The organism is Bradyrhizobium sp. cir1, assembly GCF_014198245.1.
Taxonomy (GTDB): domain Bacteria; phylum Pseudomonadota; class Alphaproteobacteria; order Rhizobiales; family Xanthobacteraceae; genus Bradyrhizobium.
Genome location: NZ_JACIHE010000021.1, coordinates 1 through 16063, shown reverse-complemented (window position 1 = coordinate 16063; position 16063 = coordinate 1). Strand labels below are relative to the sequence as shown.

The window sequence follows — 16063 nt, the reverse complement described above, 5'->3', positions numbered from 1 at the left end:
TCCACGCGCAGCATTGAGGTTCTCGAGAGCAACACCATATGCTCTGCAAGGGAGCCCTTGCCGTGCAGACCATGAAGGCGGCCCTCGTTGCGGCGATCACCGTCGCGGCTTTGACCTGCTACCTCCTTCCCAGTTCAGCGGAGGAGAGCGGCCGTGTTGCACTGATTGTTTCGATCGACGGGGCGATTGGCCCTGCGTCGGCCAGCTACGTGAAGGAAGCTTTGGCCAAGGCGAGCGAACGGCGCGCCGAGGTCGTGCTTCTGAGGATGAACACGCCCGGCGGTCTGAATTCCAGCATGCGCGAGATCATCGCGGATGTGCTCGCCTCGCCCATTCCTGTCGTTGGTTACGTCGCTCCTTCCGGCGCCCATGCGGCGAGCGCGGGCACCTATATCCTTTATGCGACCCACATCGCGGCGATGGCGCCAGGCACCAATATCGGTGCCGCGACGCCGGTGCAGATTGGCGGGCCGCTGCCGGGTCTGCCGGGCGGTACGCCGGACAAGGGCGGCAAGGACAAGAAGGACGGTGACCGGGAGAGCGAGCCGAAAGATGCCATGACGGCAAAGGCGACCAATGATGCGGTCGCTTTCATCCGCAGCCTTGCGGAGCTGCGCGGCCGCAATGTGGACTGGGCGGAGAAGGCGGTCCGGGAGGCTGCCACACTCTCTGCCAACGCCGCGCTGGAAGCCCATGCCATCGATCTCGTCGCGCGCGATCAGGCTGAGTTGCTGCGGCAGCTCGACGGTCGTGTGGTGGAGGTTGCAGGCGGCAAGACGCAACGCCTCGTGACAAGGGATGCCGCCGTTGAGGCCGTCGACCCCGGACGGATATCCCGCTTCCTGGCGGTCATCACCGATCCGAACGTGGCATTCATTCTCCTGATGGTCGGCATCTACGGCCTGATCTTCGAATTCATGTCTCCCGGTGCCGTCGCCCCAGGGGTCGTCGGCGCGATCTGCCTGCTGATCGGCCTCTATGCACTCAATTTGCTGCCGGTCAATTATGCCGGCTTCGCCCTGATGCTGGTTGGACTCGTGCTTCTGACAATCGAGGCCTTCAACCCGACCGTGGTGATCGGTCTCGGGGGGATCATCGCTTTCGTGCTGGGAGCCTTGATGCTTTTCAGGGGCGAGGCGCCTGGCTACCAATTGTCGTGGTGGGTGATCGGCATCACTACGGCGGTGTTCGCCGGCTTTGCGCTCGTCGTGCTTGGTTCACTTCGGCGCGTCCGCATGGCCCCTGCACTGGTCGGCGCGAAGGCCATGCGAGGCTTGCCCGCGGAGGTTCTCGACTGGGACGGGAACGAAGGTCATGTGTTCGCCCACGGTGAGCGCTGGCGGGCGCGCGGTGCCGAAACGTTCAAGCCCGGAGAGATGGCCGAAGTCGCCAACGTCGTCGACCTGACGCTGCTGATACGGCGCGCACCAGCCCGAACCGGCGAGGGAGGTCCATCATGATGCTGGAATATCTGACTTATGCGGCGCTTGCGCTGCTTGTCGTCATGTTTCTATCCCAGGCTATTCGAATCCTGCGAGAATACGAGCGTGGCGTCGTCTTTACGCTCGGCCGCTTCACCGGCGTGAAGGGCCCGGGCCTCATCCTCCTCATTCCGGTCGTGCAGCAACTGGTCAAGGTCGATCTGCGGGTGATGGTGCAGGTCGTGCCGCCGCAGGACGTGATTTCGCGGGACAACGTGTCCGTCAAGGTCAACGCCGTTCTGTACTTCCGCATCGTCGACCCCGAACGGGCGATTATCAAGGTCGGCGACTACATGGCCGCCACCAGCCAGCTCGCCCAGACCACGCTGCGCTCGGTCCTCGGCAAGCACGAGCTCGACGAGATGCTTGCCGAGCGCGACAGGTTGAACGCCGACATTCAGGAGATCCTCGACAAGCAGACCGACGTCTGGGGCATCAAGGTCACCGGCATAGAGATCAAGGATGTCGATCTCAACGAAACCATGGTTCGCGCGATTGCCAAACAGGCGGAGGCGGAGCGCTTGCGGCGGGCCAAGGTGATCAATGCGATGGGCGAGCAGCAGGCCGCGGAAAAGCTGGTCGAAGCCGGCCGGATTCTCGCGCAGGAGCCTCAGGCGATGCAGCTGCGTTATTTCGCGGCCCTGCACGACATCGCGGGCGAACGGTCGTCGACCGTCGTCTTTCCGCTCCCGACGGGTCTGCTCGACCACTTTATGCCGCGGCGGGACAACCCATAGCGACAAGCAACAGGCTGACCCATCTTCGGCCTCAATGGGCGTATCGAATGTCGATCCCTACTTAAACGGTTACGCTGGAGGAGACCGCGTTCTTCCTCGACAACGTGGTGCGCGGCGACAAGCCGGTGGTGATCGGCCGGCTCGCATCTTGCAGGGTGGGTTGGCGTAGCGGATTGCGCAAAAGCGCAAGCCGCCAAGCATAACCCACCAACTTCGTTCCGCATTTGCAGAAGCGTGGTGGGTTACGCCGGCGGACTGCGCTTCGCGCATCCGCAAGCTACCCACTCTACAGACCCTACAGACCCTACGGACCTGCGACTTCCAAAACGAAAAGGCGCTCCTTTCGGAGCGCCTTTTGCTTGTCGCACAGAGTTCGGGCCGTTTAGCCCGAATAGTACATGTCGAACTCGATCGGGTGCGGGGTCATTTCGAAGCGCTCGACTTCGGTCATCTTCAGCTCGATGTAAGCGTCGATGAAGTCGTCGTCGAACACGCCGCCGTTCTTGAGGAAGCCGCGGTCCTTGTCGAGGTTTTCCAGCGCCTCGCGGAGCGAGCCGCAGACGGTCGGGATCTGCTTCAGCTCTTCCTTCGGCAGGTCGTAGAGGTCCTTGTCCATCGCCGGACCCGGATCGATCTTGTTCTTGATGCCGTCGAGGCCGGCCATCAGCATCGCGGCGAAGCCGAGATAGGGATTGGCAAGCGGATCGGGGAAGCGCACCTCGACACGCTTGGCCTTCGGCGAAGCGGTGTAGGGGATGCGGCATGAGGCCGAGCGGTTGCGGGCGGAGTAGGCGAGCAGCACGGGGGCCTCGTAGCCCGGGACCAGACGCTTGTAGGAGTTGGTCGACGGGTTGGTGAAGGCGTTGATCGCCTTGGCGTGCCTGATGATGCCGCCGATGTAGTGGAGGCAGGTCTCCGAGAGGTCGGCATACTTGTTGCCGGCGAACACCGGCTTGCCCTCCTTCCAGATCGACTGGTGCACGTGCATGCCCGAGCCGTTGTCGCCGTAGACCGGCTTCGGCATGAAGGTGGCGGTCTTGCCGTAGATATGCGCGACCTGATGGATGCAGTATTTGTAGATCTGCAGGTGGTCGGCCATCAGCGTCAGCGTGTCGAACTTCATGCCCAGCTCGTGCTGGGCGGAAGCGACCTCGTGGTGATGCTTCTCGACCTTGACGCCCATCTTGGCCATGGCACCGAGCATCTCGGAGCGCATGTCCTGCACGGAGTCCTGCGGCGGGACGGGGAAGTAGCCTGCCTTGGTGCGGATGCGGTGGCCGAGGTTGCCGCCCTCATATTCCGTGTCGGTGTTGGTCGGCAGCTCTGAGGAGTCGAGCCGGAAACCGGTGTTGTAGGGGGTGGAGGAGAAGCGTACGTCGTCGAACACGAAGAACTCGGCCTCGGGGCCGACGAACACGCTGTCGCCCACGCCCATCGACTTCACCATGGCTTCCGCCTTCTTGGCGATGCCGCGGGGGTCGCGGTTGTAGGGCTCGCCGGTGGTCGGCTCGAGCACGTCGCAGGTGATGACCATCGTGGTCTCGGCGAAGAACGGATCGATCGTCGCGGTCACCGGATCTGGCATCAGGCACATGTCGGACTCGTTGATCGCCTTCCAGCCGGCGATCGAGGAGCCGTCGAACATCGTTCCTTCGGCGAAAATGTCCTCATCGATCATGCTGACGTCGAACGTCACGTGCTGCCACTTGCCGCGCGGATCGGTGAAGCGCAGGTCGACGTATTTGACGTCGTTGTCCTTGATCGATTTCAGGACGTCTTTGGCGGTCTTCATGCATACCCCTTTTGGCTCTGCGGGTCGGTTTCCAGATGAGCAAAATTATTCTCGCTTTGGGCGAGTTTTGCGCGACCGCACAAACGAAATCAGGCCGCCGAAGCAGCCTTATTTCTTGTCAGAGTGTCGCAAAATGCGGGATAGCACCCGGCTCAGATAGCGTCCAGCCCGGATTCGCCGGTCCGGATGCGGATCGCCTCTTCGATGTTGGAGACGAAGATTTTGCCGTCGCCGATGCGCCCGGTTTGCGCAGCACGGCGGATCGCGTCGATGGCGCGCTCGACCAGGTCGTCGCCGATCACGATCTCGATCTTCACCTTGGGCAGGAAGTCGACGATGTATTCTGCGCCGCGGTAAAGCTCGGCGTGACCCTTCTGCCGGCCAAAGCCCTTGGCTTCGGTGACGGTGATGCCCTGAAGGCCGACTTCCTGAAGCGCTTCCTTCACCTCGTCGAGCTTGAACGGCTTGATGATGGCTTCGATTTTCTTCACTGCGCGCCTCCCGGCCTTTCGATCAAATAGCAACGTCTTCGTCAGGATGCGCTTTTATTCACGCACGATCTTGTCTTCGCTATGCCGGGATCCCTGACCAGTCCGGCAACAACGGCCGGCCACACTCTGTGAGATGTCAGTGAGCACGACGAACCGAAGCGGCTTCCTCGAAAGCAGGGTCTATGCCAAGTTGCAAATACCCTGATTATTGGAGCGTTATCAGCCTTTTAACGAGCATCTCTGATAGGTGGAGCCGACCGGGCCAAAATACCTAAGACTACGAAATAGGCAATCAGTACAGTATGTGTGCAGATCGGTGTTCCCGGCGACGGATCGGCACAAAAAGTGCCTGTTGAAGAGGCGTTTGTACCAGGGAAGTGGCATGGAAGTTCTGACCAACGCCGAAATGCAGCGCGCCGACCAGCTCGCGATCGCGGCCGGCACACCCGGCTTCAAGCTGATGCTGAGCGCGGGCCAGGCGGTCGCCGAGGCCGCCAATGCGCTGGTGGAGGCGGGGCCGATCCTGATCGTGGCCGGCCCTGGCAACAATGGCGGTGACGGTTTCGTCGCAGCCGCCGAGCTCGCCGCGCAAGGGCGCGAGGTCTCGGTGATCCTGATGTGCGAGCGCGATCAGCTCCAGGGCGATGCGGCCTCCGCCGCGCGCGGCTGGAAGCATCCCGTGCTGCCGTTCAATCCGCAGGCGATCGGAAAGCCCGCACTGATCATCGACGCGCTGTTCGGCGCGGGCCTCAGCCGATCCGTCGAGGGCGAGGCGCGGGAGATGATCGAGGCGATCAACGCCAACGGCGCGCCAGTGCTGGCGGTCGACCTGCCGAGCGGTATCAACGGCACCAGCGCCGCCGTGCTGGGCACAGCGGTCAATGCCACCGAGACCGTCACCTTCTTCCGCAAGAAACCGGCGCACCTGCTGCTGCCGGGACGGATGCATTGCGGCCGGGTGCGGGTTGCCGACATCGGTATCGACGCACAGGTGCTGGACGAGATCGGGCCGCAGATTTTCGAGAACGATCCGGATTTCTGGGGCGCGGCGTTTCCGGTGCCGCGCATAGACGGCCACAAATATGCGCGAGGGCACGTGCTCGCGGTATCGGGCGACGCAGCTGCGACCGGCGCAGCGCGGCTCGCCGCGCGCGGGGCGTTACGCGCCGGCGCCGGGCTGGTGACGCTCGCGACACCGCGTGATGCGCTCGCGATCAATGCTGCCGCGCTCACCGCGGTGATGGTGCGCCCCGTCGATACCGCGGTCGAGTTCGGCGAGCTGCTCGGCGACAAGCGCTACAACACCTGCATCATCGGTCCCGGCGCCGGAATCGGCGAACGCACCTGCGACATGGTCCACACCGCGCTTGCCGCACAACGACATCTGGTGCTGGACGCGGACGCGCTGACGAGCTTTGCCGCAACCCCCGAGCACCTGTTTGAATCGATCAGGTCCTCGCAGGACAATGCGGTGGTGCTGACGCCGCACGAGGGCGAGTTTCCGCGCCTGTTCTCCGATCTCAGCAACAAGCATCCGGGCCGCTCCAAGCTCGAGCGCGTGCGCGCCGCCGCCGAGCGCTCCGGCGCGGTGGTGCTGCTGAAAGGGCCCGATACCACCATCGCCGCGCCCGACGGCCGCGCCACCATCGCCGCGAACGCGCCGCCCTGGCTCGCCACCGCCGGCGCCGGCGACGTGCTCTCCGGCATCATCGCCGGTCTCCTCGCGCAGGGCGTGCCCGCCTTCGAAGCCGCCAGCATCGGCGTCTGGATGCATGGCGAGGCGGCAAGTGAAGCGGGGCCGGGCCTGATCGCGGAGGATCTGACCGAGACGCTGCCCGCCGTGCACCGGCGCATCTATGATGCGCTGGGAGTGGAGTACTAGTGCTGAGGCAGCTTGCGCTCAGCAACATGGGCGCAGCCGCGCAGGTCCATCGGACGGCGTTTGACCAGGCGATGCCGTGGCTGATCGGGCTGCACACGCCGGAGGAGGACCGCTGGTTCTATCGCGAACATATCTTTCCGACGTGCCGCGTATGGGGATGATTCGCTGATGATGTCCTGAGCGGGATCATCGCCTTCCGCGACGGCTGGGTCGAACAGCTCTATGTGCTTCCGGTCGCGCAGGGCCGCGGCGTCGGCACCGAACTCCTCGACATCGCCAAACGCGCTTGCGATCGGCTGGAGCTCTGGACCTTCCAGCGCAACGCGCTGGCGCGACGCTTCTATGAGACGCGCGGGTTCGCGCTGGTCGAGCAGACCGACGGGGCGAGGAATGAGGAGAAGGAGCCCGACGTCCGCTACCTCTGGACGCGCCAGTAGGCCCTCACTCCACCCCATACCAGCGCACCAGCCGCGGGGCGGCCCAGTCCGTTACAACCGACTCGAGTAGCCATCGTCCGGGGGAGGTCGCCGCGAAGGCGATGCGCTGGGTCTGGCCGGGCTCGATCGCGAGCGTGTCGAGCCAGTAGGGCTTCCAGCCGTCGTCGAGCTTGTCGAGCAGGCGGAAGGGGTGACCGTGCAGATGGAAGACGGTGGTGATGGGGGCGGGGTTCTTGAGGGCCAGCACGACGGTGCGGCCGGCCTTGGCGCGGAAGGCGGGGGCGGAGGCCGTGGAAAAGTTTGCGGGCCGTGCCCAGCTGGAATCGGCCGTGCCGAGCGCGACATCGAACCGCAGGGCGCCTTTCAGATCGAGCTTCTCGGGGAGATCGTTCGACGGCAGTGGCTGCGCCGGCAACAGCGGCGCGCGCAGCTCCAGTTGGCCCGATACCTTGAGGCTGCCCACCTGGCGCGCCTCCTTGCCGTCATGCAGCAGGAATGCGGCCGATGTGGCCGTATCCACAAAGGCGTCGGCGCGTCCGCCCGGGGCCAGCACCAAGGCGCCGTTGCGGGCCGGGAACGGCTCGGCGGGCTGTCCATCCAGGGCCATCACACGGACCTCATGGCTTTCCAATTTGATCGCCAGAACAGTACGTTGCGAGCCATTGATAAAGCGCAGCCGCAGCCGCTCATTGGCCGCGGCTGAGAGTTCGAATGAAGGCTGCCCGTTGATCGTATAGAGCGGCGTCGTGTCCTTCGGGTCCTGGCCCGGGGGAAGCGCGGTTCCGTCCGGCCGCAGGCGCCATTCCTCGATCAGCAGGATCTCGTCGCGATCGACGGCGACCCGGCTTGTCTCCTGCGCGATGATCGCAAGCGGACGGGCGGGTTGCTTCTCGCCGTCCTCGAAGAGCCGGAAGTCGGCCAGCAGGGTCCCTGCGTTAGGTATTGAAATAATTGATGTTTCGGTCGTATCCGGCGCTGCCGGCGCGCGTCCCCGGAGCGGATCAGCCGTGGCCGACGCATTGAGGCCGTACCAGACTGGTGCAAGTGGCACAGGCAGGTCGTTGCGGAAGACCACCTCGCAGCGGTCAAAACGCTTGAGACGGACGTCCCTGAGATGGCTTACGGCGGCCAGCTCCCAGACCGGTGTAGCCGGCTGGCCCGATCTCAGAGCCAGCGTTGCCGGCCTTGCCTGGAGCGCGAGCTGGGCCGTCACGGATGGGCCGGCGCCGCCGGCGATCAGCCCGGCTGCCGAGGCTCCGAGGCCAGCCAGAACCTCGCGCCGATCAGGGGCAAATATCCGCGTTGTCATGGCGCGATCCGGACCACGCCGCGCTGGATAAGTCCAGCCGTCGTGCCTACTTGAAGCCTGTCTGCATCGGGCCATTTTTTTGCTGCGAACAGTCAGGCACATGTTATAAGCCCGGCCGCCCGCGGCATCGCGGCCGGTCTTGATGCAAATTCACGCGGGCGTGGCGGAACTGGTAGACGCGCTGGATTTAGGTTCCAGTGACGAAAGTTGTGGGGGTTCGAGTCCCTCCGCCCGCACCAAGCGCTTTCAGCGTTTGCACGGATTACGAGGGCCTGCTCCTCGCGGATGTTGTCCGCCTGAAGCCGGTCCGATGAACCACCGGCGTTGAGGCGTCCGCCTCGCGCCGGATCGATTAATGACAGCGTTCCGACGCATGCGCGCCGGGGCCGAACGAAAAGAAGATTGGACGCCATGCAGGTCACAGAGACCCTCTCGGAAGGTTTGAAGCACGAGTTCAAGATCAGCGTTCCCGCGTCTGATCTCGACGCCAAGGCCGGTGCCAAGCTCGTCGATCTCAAGGACAAGGTCCGCATCAACGGCTTCCGTCCCGGCAAGGTGCCGGTGACGCACCTGAAGAAGGTCTATGGCCGCTCGGTGATGGCCGAGACCATCGACCAGACCATCCGCGACACCAACACGCAGTTGTTCTCCGAGCGCGGCTTCCGTCTCGCGACCGAGCCGAAGATCACGATGCCGACCGAGCAGGCCGAGGTCGAGGAGCTGCTGAATGGCAAGACCGATCTGACCTATACGGTCGCGATCGAGGTGGTGCCGGCGATCGCGCTCGCCGACTTCAAGACCTTCCAGGTCGAGAAGCCCGTCGCCGAGGTCTCCGACGCCGACGTTGACGAGGCGATCAAGCGCATCGCGGACAGCAACCGTGGTTATGCCGCCAAGGGCGAGGGCGAAAAGGCCGCCTCCGGCGACCGCGTCACCATCAACTTCAAGGGCACCATCAACGGCGAAGCCTTCGAGGGCGGTGCCGGCGAGGGCATCCAGGTCGTGATCGGCTCCAACACCTTCATCCCGGGCTTCGAGGAGCAGCTCATCGGCATTGGCGCGAACGAGACGCGCACGCTGAAGGTGACGTTCCCCAAGAACTACATGAGCGAGAAGCTCGCCGGCCAGCCGGCCGAGTTCGAAACCACCGCGACGACGATCGAGGCGCCGCAGGACGTTGCGATCGACGATGAGTTCGCCAAGACGCTCGGCCTGGAATCGCTGGACAAGCTGAAGGAAGCCGCGCGCGAGCGCCTGGTTGCCGAGTTCGCGACCGCGACGCGCCAGCGCGTCAAGCGCGCGCTGCTGGACCGTCTCGACGAAGCGCATCGCTTCGAGGCGCCGCCGTCGCTGGTCGACGAGGAGTTCAATCTGATGTGGAACTCGGTCAAGGCCGAGATGGACTCTGCCGGCAAGACCTTTGCCGACGAGGACACCACTGAGGACAAGGCGAAGGAAGAGTACCGCAAGATCGCCGATCGCCGCGTGCGGCTCGGCCTCGTGCTCTCCGAGATCGGCGAGAAGAACAAGATCACCGTGACCGATGACGAGGTCGGCCGCGCCGTGATCGAGCGCGCCCGGCAGATGCCCGGCCGCGAGAAGGAGGTCTGGGACTATTACCGCAGCAACGCCCAGGCGCTGGCCCAGCTTCGTGCACCGATCTATGAGGACAAGGTCGTCGACTTCATCCTCGAACTCGCCAACGTGACCGAGAAGAAGGTCTCGCGCGAGGATCTCTACAAGGACGACGAGGCGGAAAAGACCGCCGCCTGAAGGCTCTAGAGCGTTTTCGAGCGAAGTGGATCCGGTTCGCGTGAAGAAATCGCGTCAAAAATAGAAGCTGGAGCCCATTTCCGATTCCGTCGGAACGGGGCTCCAGGACAGTTTTCTATTAAGGATGATCAGCGAAGGGGCCCAGCTAGCCAGATGGCCGGCTGGGCCTCTTTGTACGAATCAGCTTCAACTGCCCGGCGGATTAAGCCTTAATGCGCTCCGCACTTGTCAGGCGCGAATTGGGCTATATCTGTCGCTACATCCTACAAGTCCTGCATCACGGGACGTCCATCGGCCTTCCGGCGCATCCAGCCCCAACTGGCAGCCAAGACTGGCGATGTGCGCCTCTTAAAACCCTAGGTGACTCATGCGCGATCCGGTTGAAACCTACATGAACCTCGTGCCCATGGTGGTCGAGCAGACCAACCGTGGCGAGCGCGCCTACGACATTTTCTCGCGCCTGTTGAAGGAGCGCATCATCTTCGTGACCGGTCCGGTCGAGGACGGCATGTCGACGCTGATCGTCGCGCAGCTGTTGTTCCTCGAGGCGGAAAATCCGAAGAAGGAAATCTCGATGTACATCAACTCGCCGGGCGGCGTGGTGACGTCGGGCCTTGCGATCTACGACACCATGCAGTTCATCCGCCCGCCGGTCTCGACCCTCTGCACCGGCCAGGCCGCCTCGATGGGCTCGCTGCTGCTCGCCGCCGGCGAGAAGGACATGCGCTTCTCGCTGCCGAACGCGCGCATCATGGTGCACCAGCCCTCCGGCGGCTTCCAGGGCCAGGCCACCGATATCATGCTGCACGCCCAGGAAATCCTGAACCTGAAGAAGCGGCTCAACGAGATCTACGTGAAGCACACCGGCCAGACCTACAAGTCGATCGAGGATGCGTTGGAACGCGACAAGTTCCTGACCGCCAACGACGCCAAGGAGTTCGGCCTGGTCGACAAGGTCATCGACAAGCGCGCCGAGGAACCGGCGCCGGCGAAGGCCCCGTAGCACTACTGGACCGTAACGACGATCCCCGGGATCGCCGGGGTCCCATCAGGGCGGCGTTCACGCTAGATGCGTGCGCATTGCAAAACATCGGTTTTGCGCCCTGCGACAGGCAGAAAGTTCCGCTTTCGTGCTTGTTTTTCGTGGTAATCCAGCAACGCCGGGGTGATTTCGGTCACTTCGCCCGTGCCAAGACCGGAAATCACGGTATTGTCACGGGTAGCCGGCGACCCCCGATTAGCGAATTCTTGATAGTCGGGTGACAGCATGGTTGGCTACGATTGATCGGCTATGATCGCGGGAGAATCGAGTGACCGTGATTCGCACGGGATGTAGTAACGCGTAGGTCTTTTTTGGTACGGAATTTGCTCTATTTGAACTTCATCCCGACCATCGTGTCGGAATGGAGCGATCGAGCGGAACGGGATCGAACCGCGGACGGAGACATGAATGAGTAAGGTCGGCACGAGCGACTCCAAGAACACGCTATATTGCTCGTTCTGCGGCAAGAGCCAGCACGAAGTCCGCAAACTGATCGCGGGTCCCACGGTCTTCATCTGCGACGAGTGCGTCGAGCTCTGCATGGACATCATCCGCGAGGAGAACAAATCCTCGCTGGTCAAGTCGCGCGACGGTATTCCGACGCCGAAGGAAATCTGCAAGGTGCTGGACGATTACGTGATCGGCCAGAGCCATGCGAAGAAGGTCCTGTCGGTCGCGGTGCATAACCACTACAAGCGCCTCAATCACCAGACCAAGCACAACGACGTCGAGCTCGCGAAGTCGAACATCCTGCTGATCGGTCCGACCGGCTCGGGCAAGACGCTGCTCGCGCAGACGCTCGCCCGCATCCTGGACGTGCCCTTCACGATGGCCGATGCGACGACGCTGACCGAAGCCGGCTATGTCGGCGAGGACGTCGAGAACATCATCCTGAAGCTGCTCCAGGCCGCCGACTACAATGTCGAGCGCGCCCAGCGCGGCATCGTCTACATCGACGAAATCGACAAGATCAGCCGCAAGTCCGACAATCCCTCGATCACGCGCGACGTGTCGGGTGAGGGCGTGCAGCAGGCTCTGCTGAAGATCATGGAAGGCACGGTGGCTTCGGTCCCGCCGCAGGGCGGCCGCAAGCATCCGCAGCAGGAGTTCCTGCAGGTGGATACCACCAACATCCTGTTCATCTGCGGCGGTGCGTTCGCCGGCCTCGAGAAGATCATCTCGGCGCGCGGCCGGTCGACGTCGATCGGTTTCGCGGCCCAGGTGATGGCGCCGGAAGACCGCCGGACCGGCGAGATCTTCCGTCACGTAGAGCCTGAGGACCTCCTGAAGTACGGCCTCATCCCCGAATTCGTCGGCCGTCTGCCGGTCGTGGCGACGCTCGAGGACCTCGACGAGACCTCGCTGAAGAAGATCCTCACCGAGCCGAAGAACGCGCTGGTGAAACAGTACCAGCGGCTGTTCGAGATGGAGAACATCGAGCTGACCTTCGCCGACGAGGCGCTTGGCGCGGTTGCCCGCAAGGCGATCGAGCGCAAGACCGGCGCGCGCGGGCTGCGTTCGATCCTCGAAGCGATCCTGCTCGAGACCATGTTCGACCTGCCGGGCCTGGAAGGTGTGGAAGAAGTCGTGATTTCCCGCGAAGTCGTGGAAGGCACGGCGCGTCCGCTCTACATCTACGCCGATCGGACCGATCGTGCCGTCGAGAACGCCAGCGCCTGATTTCCCGGCGCTGGAACGCTCCAATCGTCTCATCGAGTTGGGCTGCGGAAATGTATTTCCGCAGCCGGTGTTGCGTCGCTTATCCGCGTGCGTAAGCGCCTGATGGCGCGCGTTTTTCAATGACTTGACACCCCCCGGGTCGATAGCCACCTAATGTCGGTGGGCGAGAATTCTCTTCAAGATTCGCCTCAGTTCCGATCCGGCGAGCCGGTCCAACTTTTCAAGAGGACCGACCGGTCTTGTGGATCACCTCGGCACCTTGTGGCGGTTGCGCATGAGCATGGCGGGCTGCGTGCAAGGGGGCAAAGCAAAAGGAAAAGGCCATGACTAATCCAAAACCCCGGCCAACCATCGTCCACGGCGAAGCGCACGCTTATCCCGTGCTGCCGCTGCGCGACATCGTCGTCTTCCCGCACATGATCGTTCCGCTCTTCGTCGGCCGCGAGAAGTCGATCCGCGCGCTTGAAGAGGTGATGAAGAACGACGCGCTGATCATGCTCGCGACGCAGAAGAACGCGTCCGACGACGATCCGGCGGCCGACGCCATTTACGAGACCGGTACGCTCGCCAGCCTGCTCCAGCTCTTGAAGCTTCCCGACGGCACCGTGAAGGTGCTGGTCGAAGGGCTCGAGCGTGCGCGCGTGCAGAAGTACACCGATCGCGCCGACTACTATGAAGCCACCGCCGTGGCGCTCGCCGACACCGATGCGAAATCGGTCGAGGCGGAAGCGCTGGCGCGCTCGGTCGTGTCCGACTTCGAGAGCTACGTGAAGCTCAACAAGAAGATCTCGGCCGAGGTCGTCGGCGTCGTGCAGGCGATCACCGATTTCGCCAAGCTCGCCGACACCGTTGCCTCGCATCTCGCGGTCAAGATCGCCGACCGCCAGGGCATCCTGGAGACGCTGTCCGTCACCACGCGCCTGGAGAAGGTGCTGGGCCTGATGGAGAGCGAGATCTCGGTGCTGCAGGTCGAGAAGCGCATCCGCTCGCGGGTCAAGCGCCAGATGGAGAAGACCCAGCGCGAGTACTATCTCAACGAGCAGATGAAGGCGATCCAGAAGGAACTCGGCGACGACGACGGTCGCGACGAGCTCGCCGATCTCGAAGAGAAGATCGCCAAGACCAAGCTCTCCAAGGAAGCGCGCGAGAAGGCGCAGCATGAATTGAAGAAGCTGCGCCAGATGTCGCCGATGTCCGCGGAAGCGACCGTCGTGCGCAACTATCTGGATTGGCTGCTGTCGATTCCGTGGAACAAGAAGTCCAAGGTGAAGAAGGACCTGGAGGCCGCGCAGGCCATCCTGGACTCCGATCACTACGGACTCGAGAAGGTCAAGGAGCGCATCGTCGAGTATCTCGCGGTGCAGTCGCGTGCCAACAAGCTGACCGGACCGATCCTGTGCCTCGTCGGGCCTCCCGGCGTCGGCAAGACCTCGCTCGGCAAGTCGATCGCGAAGGCGACGGGGCGCGAATTCGTGCGCGTCTCGCTCGGCGGCGTGCGCGACGAGGCCGAGATCCGCGGTCACCGCCGCACCTATATCGGCTCGATGCCCGGCAAGATCATCCAGTCGATGCGAAAGGCGAAGTCGTCCAATCCGCTGTTCCTGCTCGACGAGATCGACAAGATGGGCGCCGATTTCCGCGGCGATCCGTCCTCGGCGTTGCTCGAGGTCCTCGACCCCGAGCAGAACGGGACGTTCAACGACCACTATCTCGAGGTCGACTACGATCTGTCCAACGTGATGTTCATCACCACCGCGAATACGCTCAATATTCCCGGGCCGCTGATGGACCGCATGGAGATCATCCGGATCGCGGGCTACACCGAGAACGAGAAGGTCGAGATCGCGCGCAAGCACCTGATCCCGAACGCGGTGTCCAAGCACGGCCTGGACTCCAAGGAGTTCTCGATCGACGACGACGCGCTGCTGCTGTTGATCCGCCGCTACACCCGCGAAGCGGGCGTGCGTAATTTGGAGCGTGAGCTCTCCACACTCGCCCGCAAGGCGGTGAAGGAGCTGATGATCTCCAAGAAGAAGGCGGTCAAGGTCACCGAGAAGACTCTGGAAGAGCTGCTCGGCGTGCCGAAGTACCGCTTCGGCGAGATCGAGAGCGAGCCGCAGGTCGGCATCGTCACCGGCCTTGCCTGGACCGATGTCGGCGGCGAGCTGCTGACGATCGAAGGCGTCATGATGCCCGGCAAGGGCAAGATGACGGTCACGGGCAATCTGCGTGACGTGATGAAGGAATCGATCTCGGCGGCGGCGTCCTACGTCCGCTCGCGGGCGATCAATTACGGCATCGAGCCGCCGATGTTCGACCGGCGCGACATCCACGTGCACGTGCCGGAAGGCGCGACGCCCAAGGATGGTCCGTCGGCGGGCGTCGCGATGGCCACCGCGATCATCTCGGTCATGACCGGCATCCCGGTCCGCCACGATGTCGCGATGACCGGCGAGATCACGCTGCGCGGCCGTGTGCTGCCGATCGGCGGCCTCAAGGAGAAGCTGCTGGCTGCGGCCCGCGGCGGCATCAAGACGGTGCTGATCCCCGAGGACAACGCCAAGGATCTCACGGAGATTTCCGATGCGATCAAGGGCGGCATGGAGATCATCCCGGTCTCGCGCCTCGACGACGTCGTCGCCAAGGCGCTGGTGAAGAAGCCGGTGCCGATCGTCTGGGAAGAGGACACCAAAGTGACGGTGAAGCCGGACGGCGATGAAGCCGCCGGCGGCCTGACCGCTCACTGAGATCGAGCGAAAGATGATAAAACGGCGCCTTCGGGCGCCGTTCTTGTTTGAGGTTGGTCATGCAGGTCGACGGGCAATGCCATTGCGGCAAGATCACCTTTGAGGCCGAGATCGACCCTGAGGCGCTCTCGGTGTGCCACTGCACCGACTGCCAGACGCTGACCGGCTCGCCGTTCCGGGTGACGGCGATCTGCACCAGCGCCGACGTCAGGCTGACCGGCGGCACGCCCAAGGTCTACGGCAAGCGTGGCGACAACGGCCGGATGCGCTTCCAGCATTTCTGTGCCGACTGCGGTTCCCCGCTGTTCACCAGCGGCGAGGGCGACCAGGCCGACGATTGGGGCATCCGCTGGGGCAGCATCCGCCAGCGCGACAAGTTGCGGCCCTCCAGGCAGATCTGGTGCCAGTCGGCGGCGGTGTGGATCGACGCGGTGCCGCTGCTGCCGGGGAGGCCGGGGGATTGAGGTGGGGCTTGCCTCTCCGTAGCTCGCATCTGAGGCCCGCCTTCGCCCGATGGGCTTCGGCGCGGCAGCCTTCGCTCGCTTCGCGCTCATGACCTGCTGTGCTGGCTTGCCTAGCCGTAGCTCGCGAAGCGAGTGAGCGGCCCGAGACATAGGTGACAGAACGTACCGAACACATGGGTTACACTTTCCGCTTTTGTTCTGCGGGAGGTGTGGATGCCGTGGAAAGCG

At 63.5% G+C, this 16063-nt stretch carries 12 protein-coding genes, 1 tRNA gene and 1 pseudogene; 10 read left to right on the top strand and 4 right to left on the bottom strand.

Annotation, left to right across the window (positions count from 1 at the left end; translation table 11 throughout):
- The first annotated feature begins 62 nt into the window (after positions 1-62).
- Positions 63-1460: a nodulation protein NfeD gene (locus tag GGD63_RS31175; protein WP_183247736.1), complete on the top strand. Its 1398-nt coding sequence runs from the start codon at positions 63-65 to the stop codon at positions 1458-1460.
- Positions 1457-2218 carry a slipin family protein gene (locus GGD63_RS31170; RefSeq protein WP_018642427.1) on the top strand — a complete coding sequence of 254 codons (762 nt, stop codon included), beginning with the start codon at positions 1457-1459 and terminating at the stop codon, positions 2216-2218. The genes GGD63_RS31175 and GGD63_RS31170 overlap by 4 nt, the downstream gene beginning before the upstream one ends.
- A 382-nt stretch (positions 2219-2600) precedes the next feature.
- Here the strand turns inward: GGD63_RS31170 and glnA are convergent, their stop codons facing one another.
- Positions 2601-4010, bottom strand: a complete 1410-nt coding sequence (gene glnA, locus GGD63_RS31165) for a type I glutamate--ammonia ligase (RefSeq protein ID WP_183247734.1) — start codon at positions 4008-4010, stop codon at positions 2601-2603.
- Between the two features lie 152 nt (positions 4011-4162).
- Complete coding sequence (locus GGD63_RS31160) at positions 4163-4501, bottom strand: P-II family nitrogen regulator (RefSeq protein WP_007603495.1); 339 nt, start codon at positions 4499-4501, stop codon at positions 4163-4165.
- A gap of 382 nt (positions 4502-4883) precedes the next feature.
- Between GGD63_RS31160 and GGD63_RS31155 the strand changes: the two genes are divergently transcribed.
- Positions 4884-6383, top strand: coding sequence for an NAD(P)H-hydrate dehydratase (locus GGD63_RS31155; protein ID WP_183247732.1), 1500 nt, complete (start codon positions 4884-4886; stop codon positions 6381-6383).
- Positions 6383-6820 (top strand): annotated as a pseudogene (locus GGD63_RS31150) (GNAT family N-acetyltransferase). The gene GGD63_RS31155 and the pseudogene GGD63_RS31150 overlap by 1 nt, the downstream one beginning before the upstream one ends.
- A gap of 4 nt (positions 6821-6824) precedes the next feature.
- On the opposite strand, the gene GGD63_RS31145 reads toward GGD63_RS31150, so the two are convergent.
- Positions 6825-8129, bottom strand: a complete 1305-nt coding sequence (locus tag GGD63_RS31145) for a multicopper oxidase family protein (RefSeq protein WP_183247730.1) — start codon at positions 8127-8129, stop codon at positions 6825-6827.
- A 154-nt stretch (positions 8130-8283) separates the two neighbouring features.
- Between GGD63_RS31145 and GGD63_RS31140 the strand changes: the two genes are divergently transcribed.
- The 3 genes from GGD63_RS31140 to GGD63_RS31130 all read left to right on the top strand — a co-directional run bounded on the left by GGD63_RS31140 (position 8284) and on the right by GGD63_RS31130 (position 10905).
- Positions 8284-8368 (top strand) — tRNA-Leu (locus GGD63_RS31140).
- 172 nt (positions 8369-8540) lie between these two features.
- Positions 8541-9902 (top strand): trigger factor, encoded by a 1362-nt coding sequence (tig, locus tag GGD63_RS31135; RefSeq protein WP_183247727.1) that lies wholly within the window; start codon positions 8541-8543, stop codon positions 9900-9902.
- 367 nt (positions 9903-10269) lie between these two features.
- On the top strand, positions 10270-10905 hold the full coding sequence (locus GGD63_RS31130) for an ATP-dependent Clp protease proteolytic subunit (RefSeq protein ID WP_027559514.1): 636 nt from the start codon (positions 10270-10272) through the stop codon (positions 10903-10905).
- 62 nt (positions 10906-10967) lie between these two features.
- On the opposite strand, the gene GGD63_RS31125 is transcribed toward GGD63_RS31130, so the two are convergent.
- Positions 10968-11171 (bottom strand): hypothetical protein, encoded by a 204-nt coding sequence (locus GGD63_RS31125; RefSeq protein WP_183247725.1) that lies wholly within the window; start codon positions 11169-11171, stop codon positions 10968-10970.
- A 181-nt stretch (positions 11172-11352) separates the two neighbouring features.
- Here GGD63_RS31125 and clpX point away from each other — a divergent pair, with 181 nt between their 5' ends.
- The 3 genes from clpX (at position 11353) to GGD63_RS31110 (ending at position 15835) form a co-directional block, all read left to right on the top strand.
- The gene (gene clpX / locus GGD63_RS31120) at positions 11353-12624 is read left to right on the top strand and encodes an ATP-dependent Clp protease ATP-binding subunit ClpX (protein ID WP_018642420.1); all 1272 of its coding nucleotides are present in this window, start codon (positions 11353-11355) and stop codon (positions 12622-12624) included.
- 323 nt (positions 12625-12947) lie between these two features.
- Positions 12948-15371: an endopeptidase La gene (lon, locus tag GGD63_RS31115; protein WP_183247723.1), complete on the top strand. Its 2424-nt coding sequence runs from the start codon at positions 12948-12950 to the stop codon at positions 15369-15371.
- 59 nt (positions 15372-15430) lie between these two features.
- Entirely contained in the window at positions 15431-15835 is a 405-nt protein-coding gene (locus tag GGD63_RS31110) for a GFA family protein (RefSeq protein WP_183247722.1), read from the top strand.
- The last annotated feature ends 228 nt before the right edge of the window (positions 15836-16063 follow it).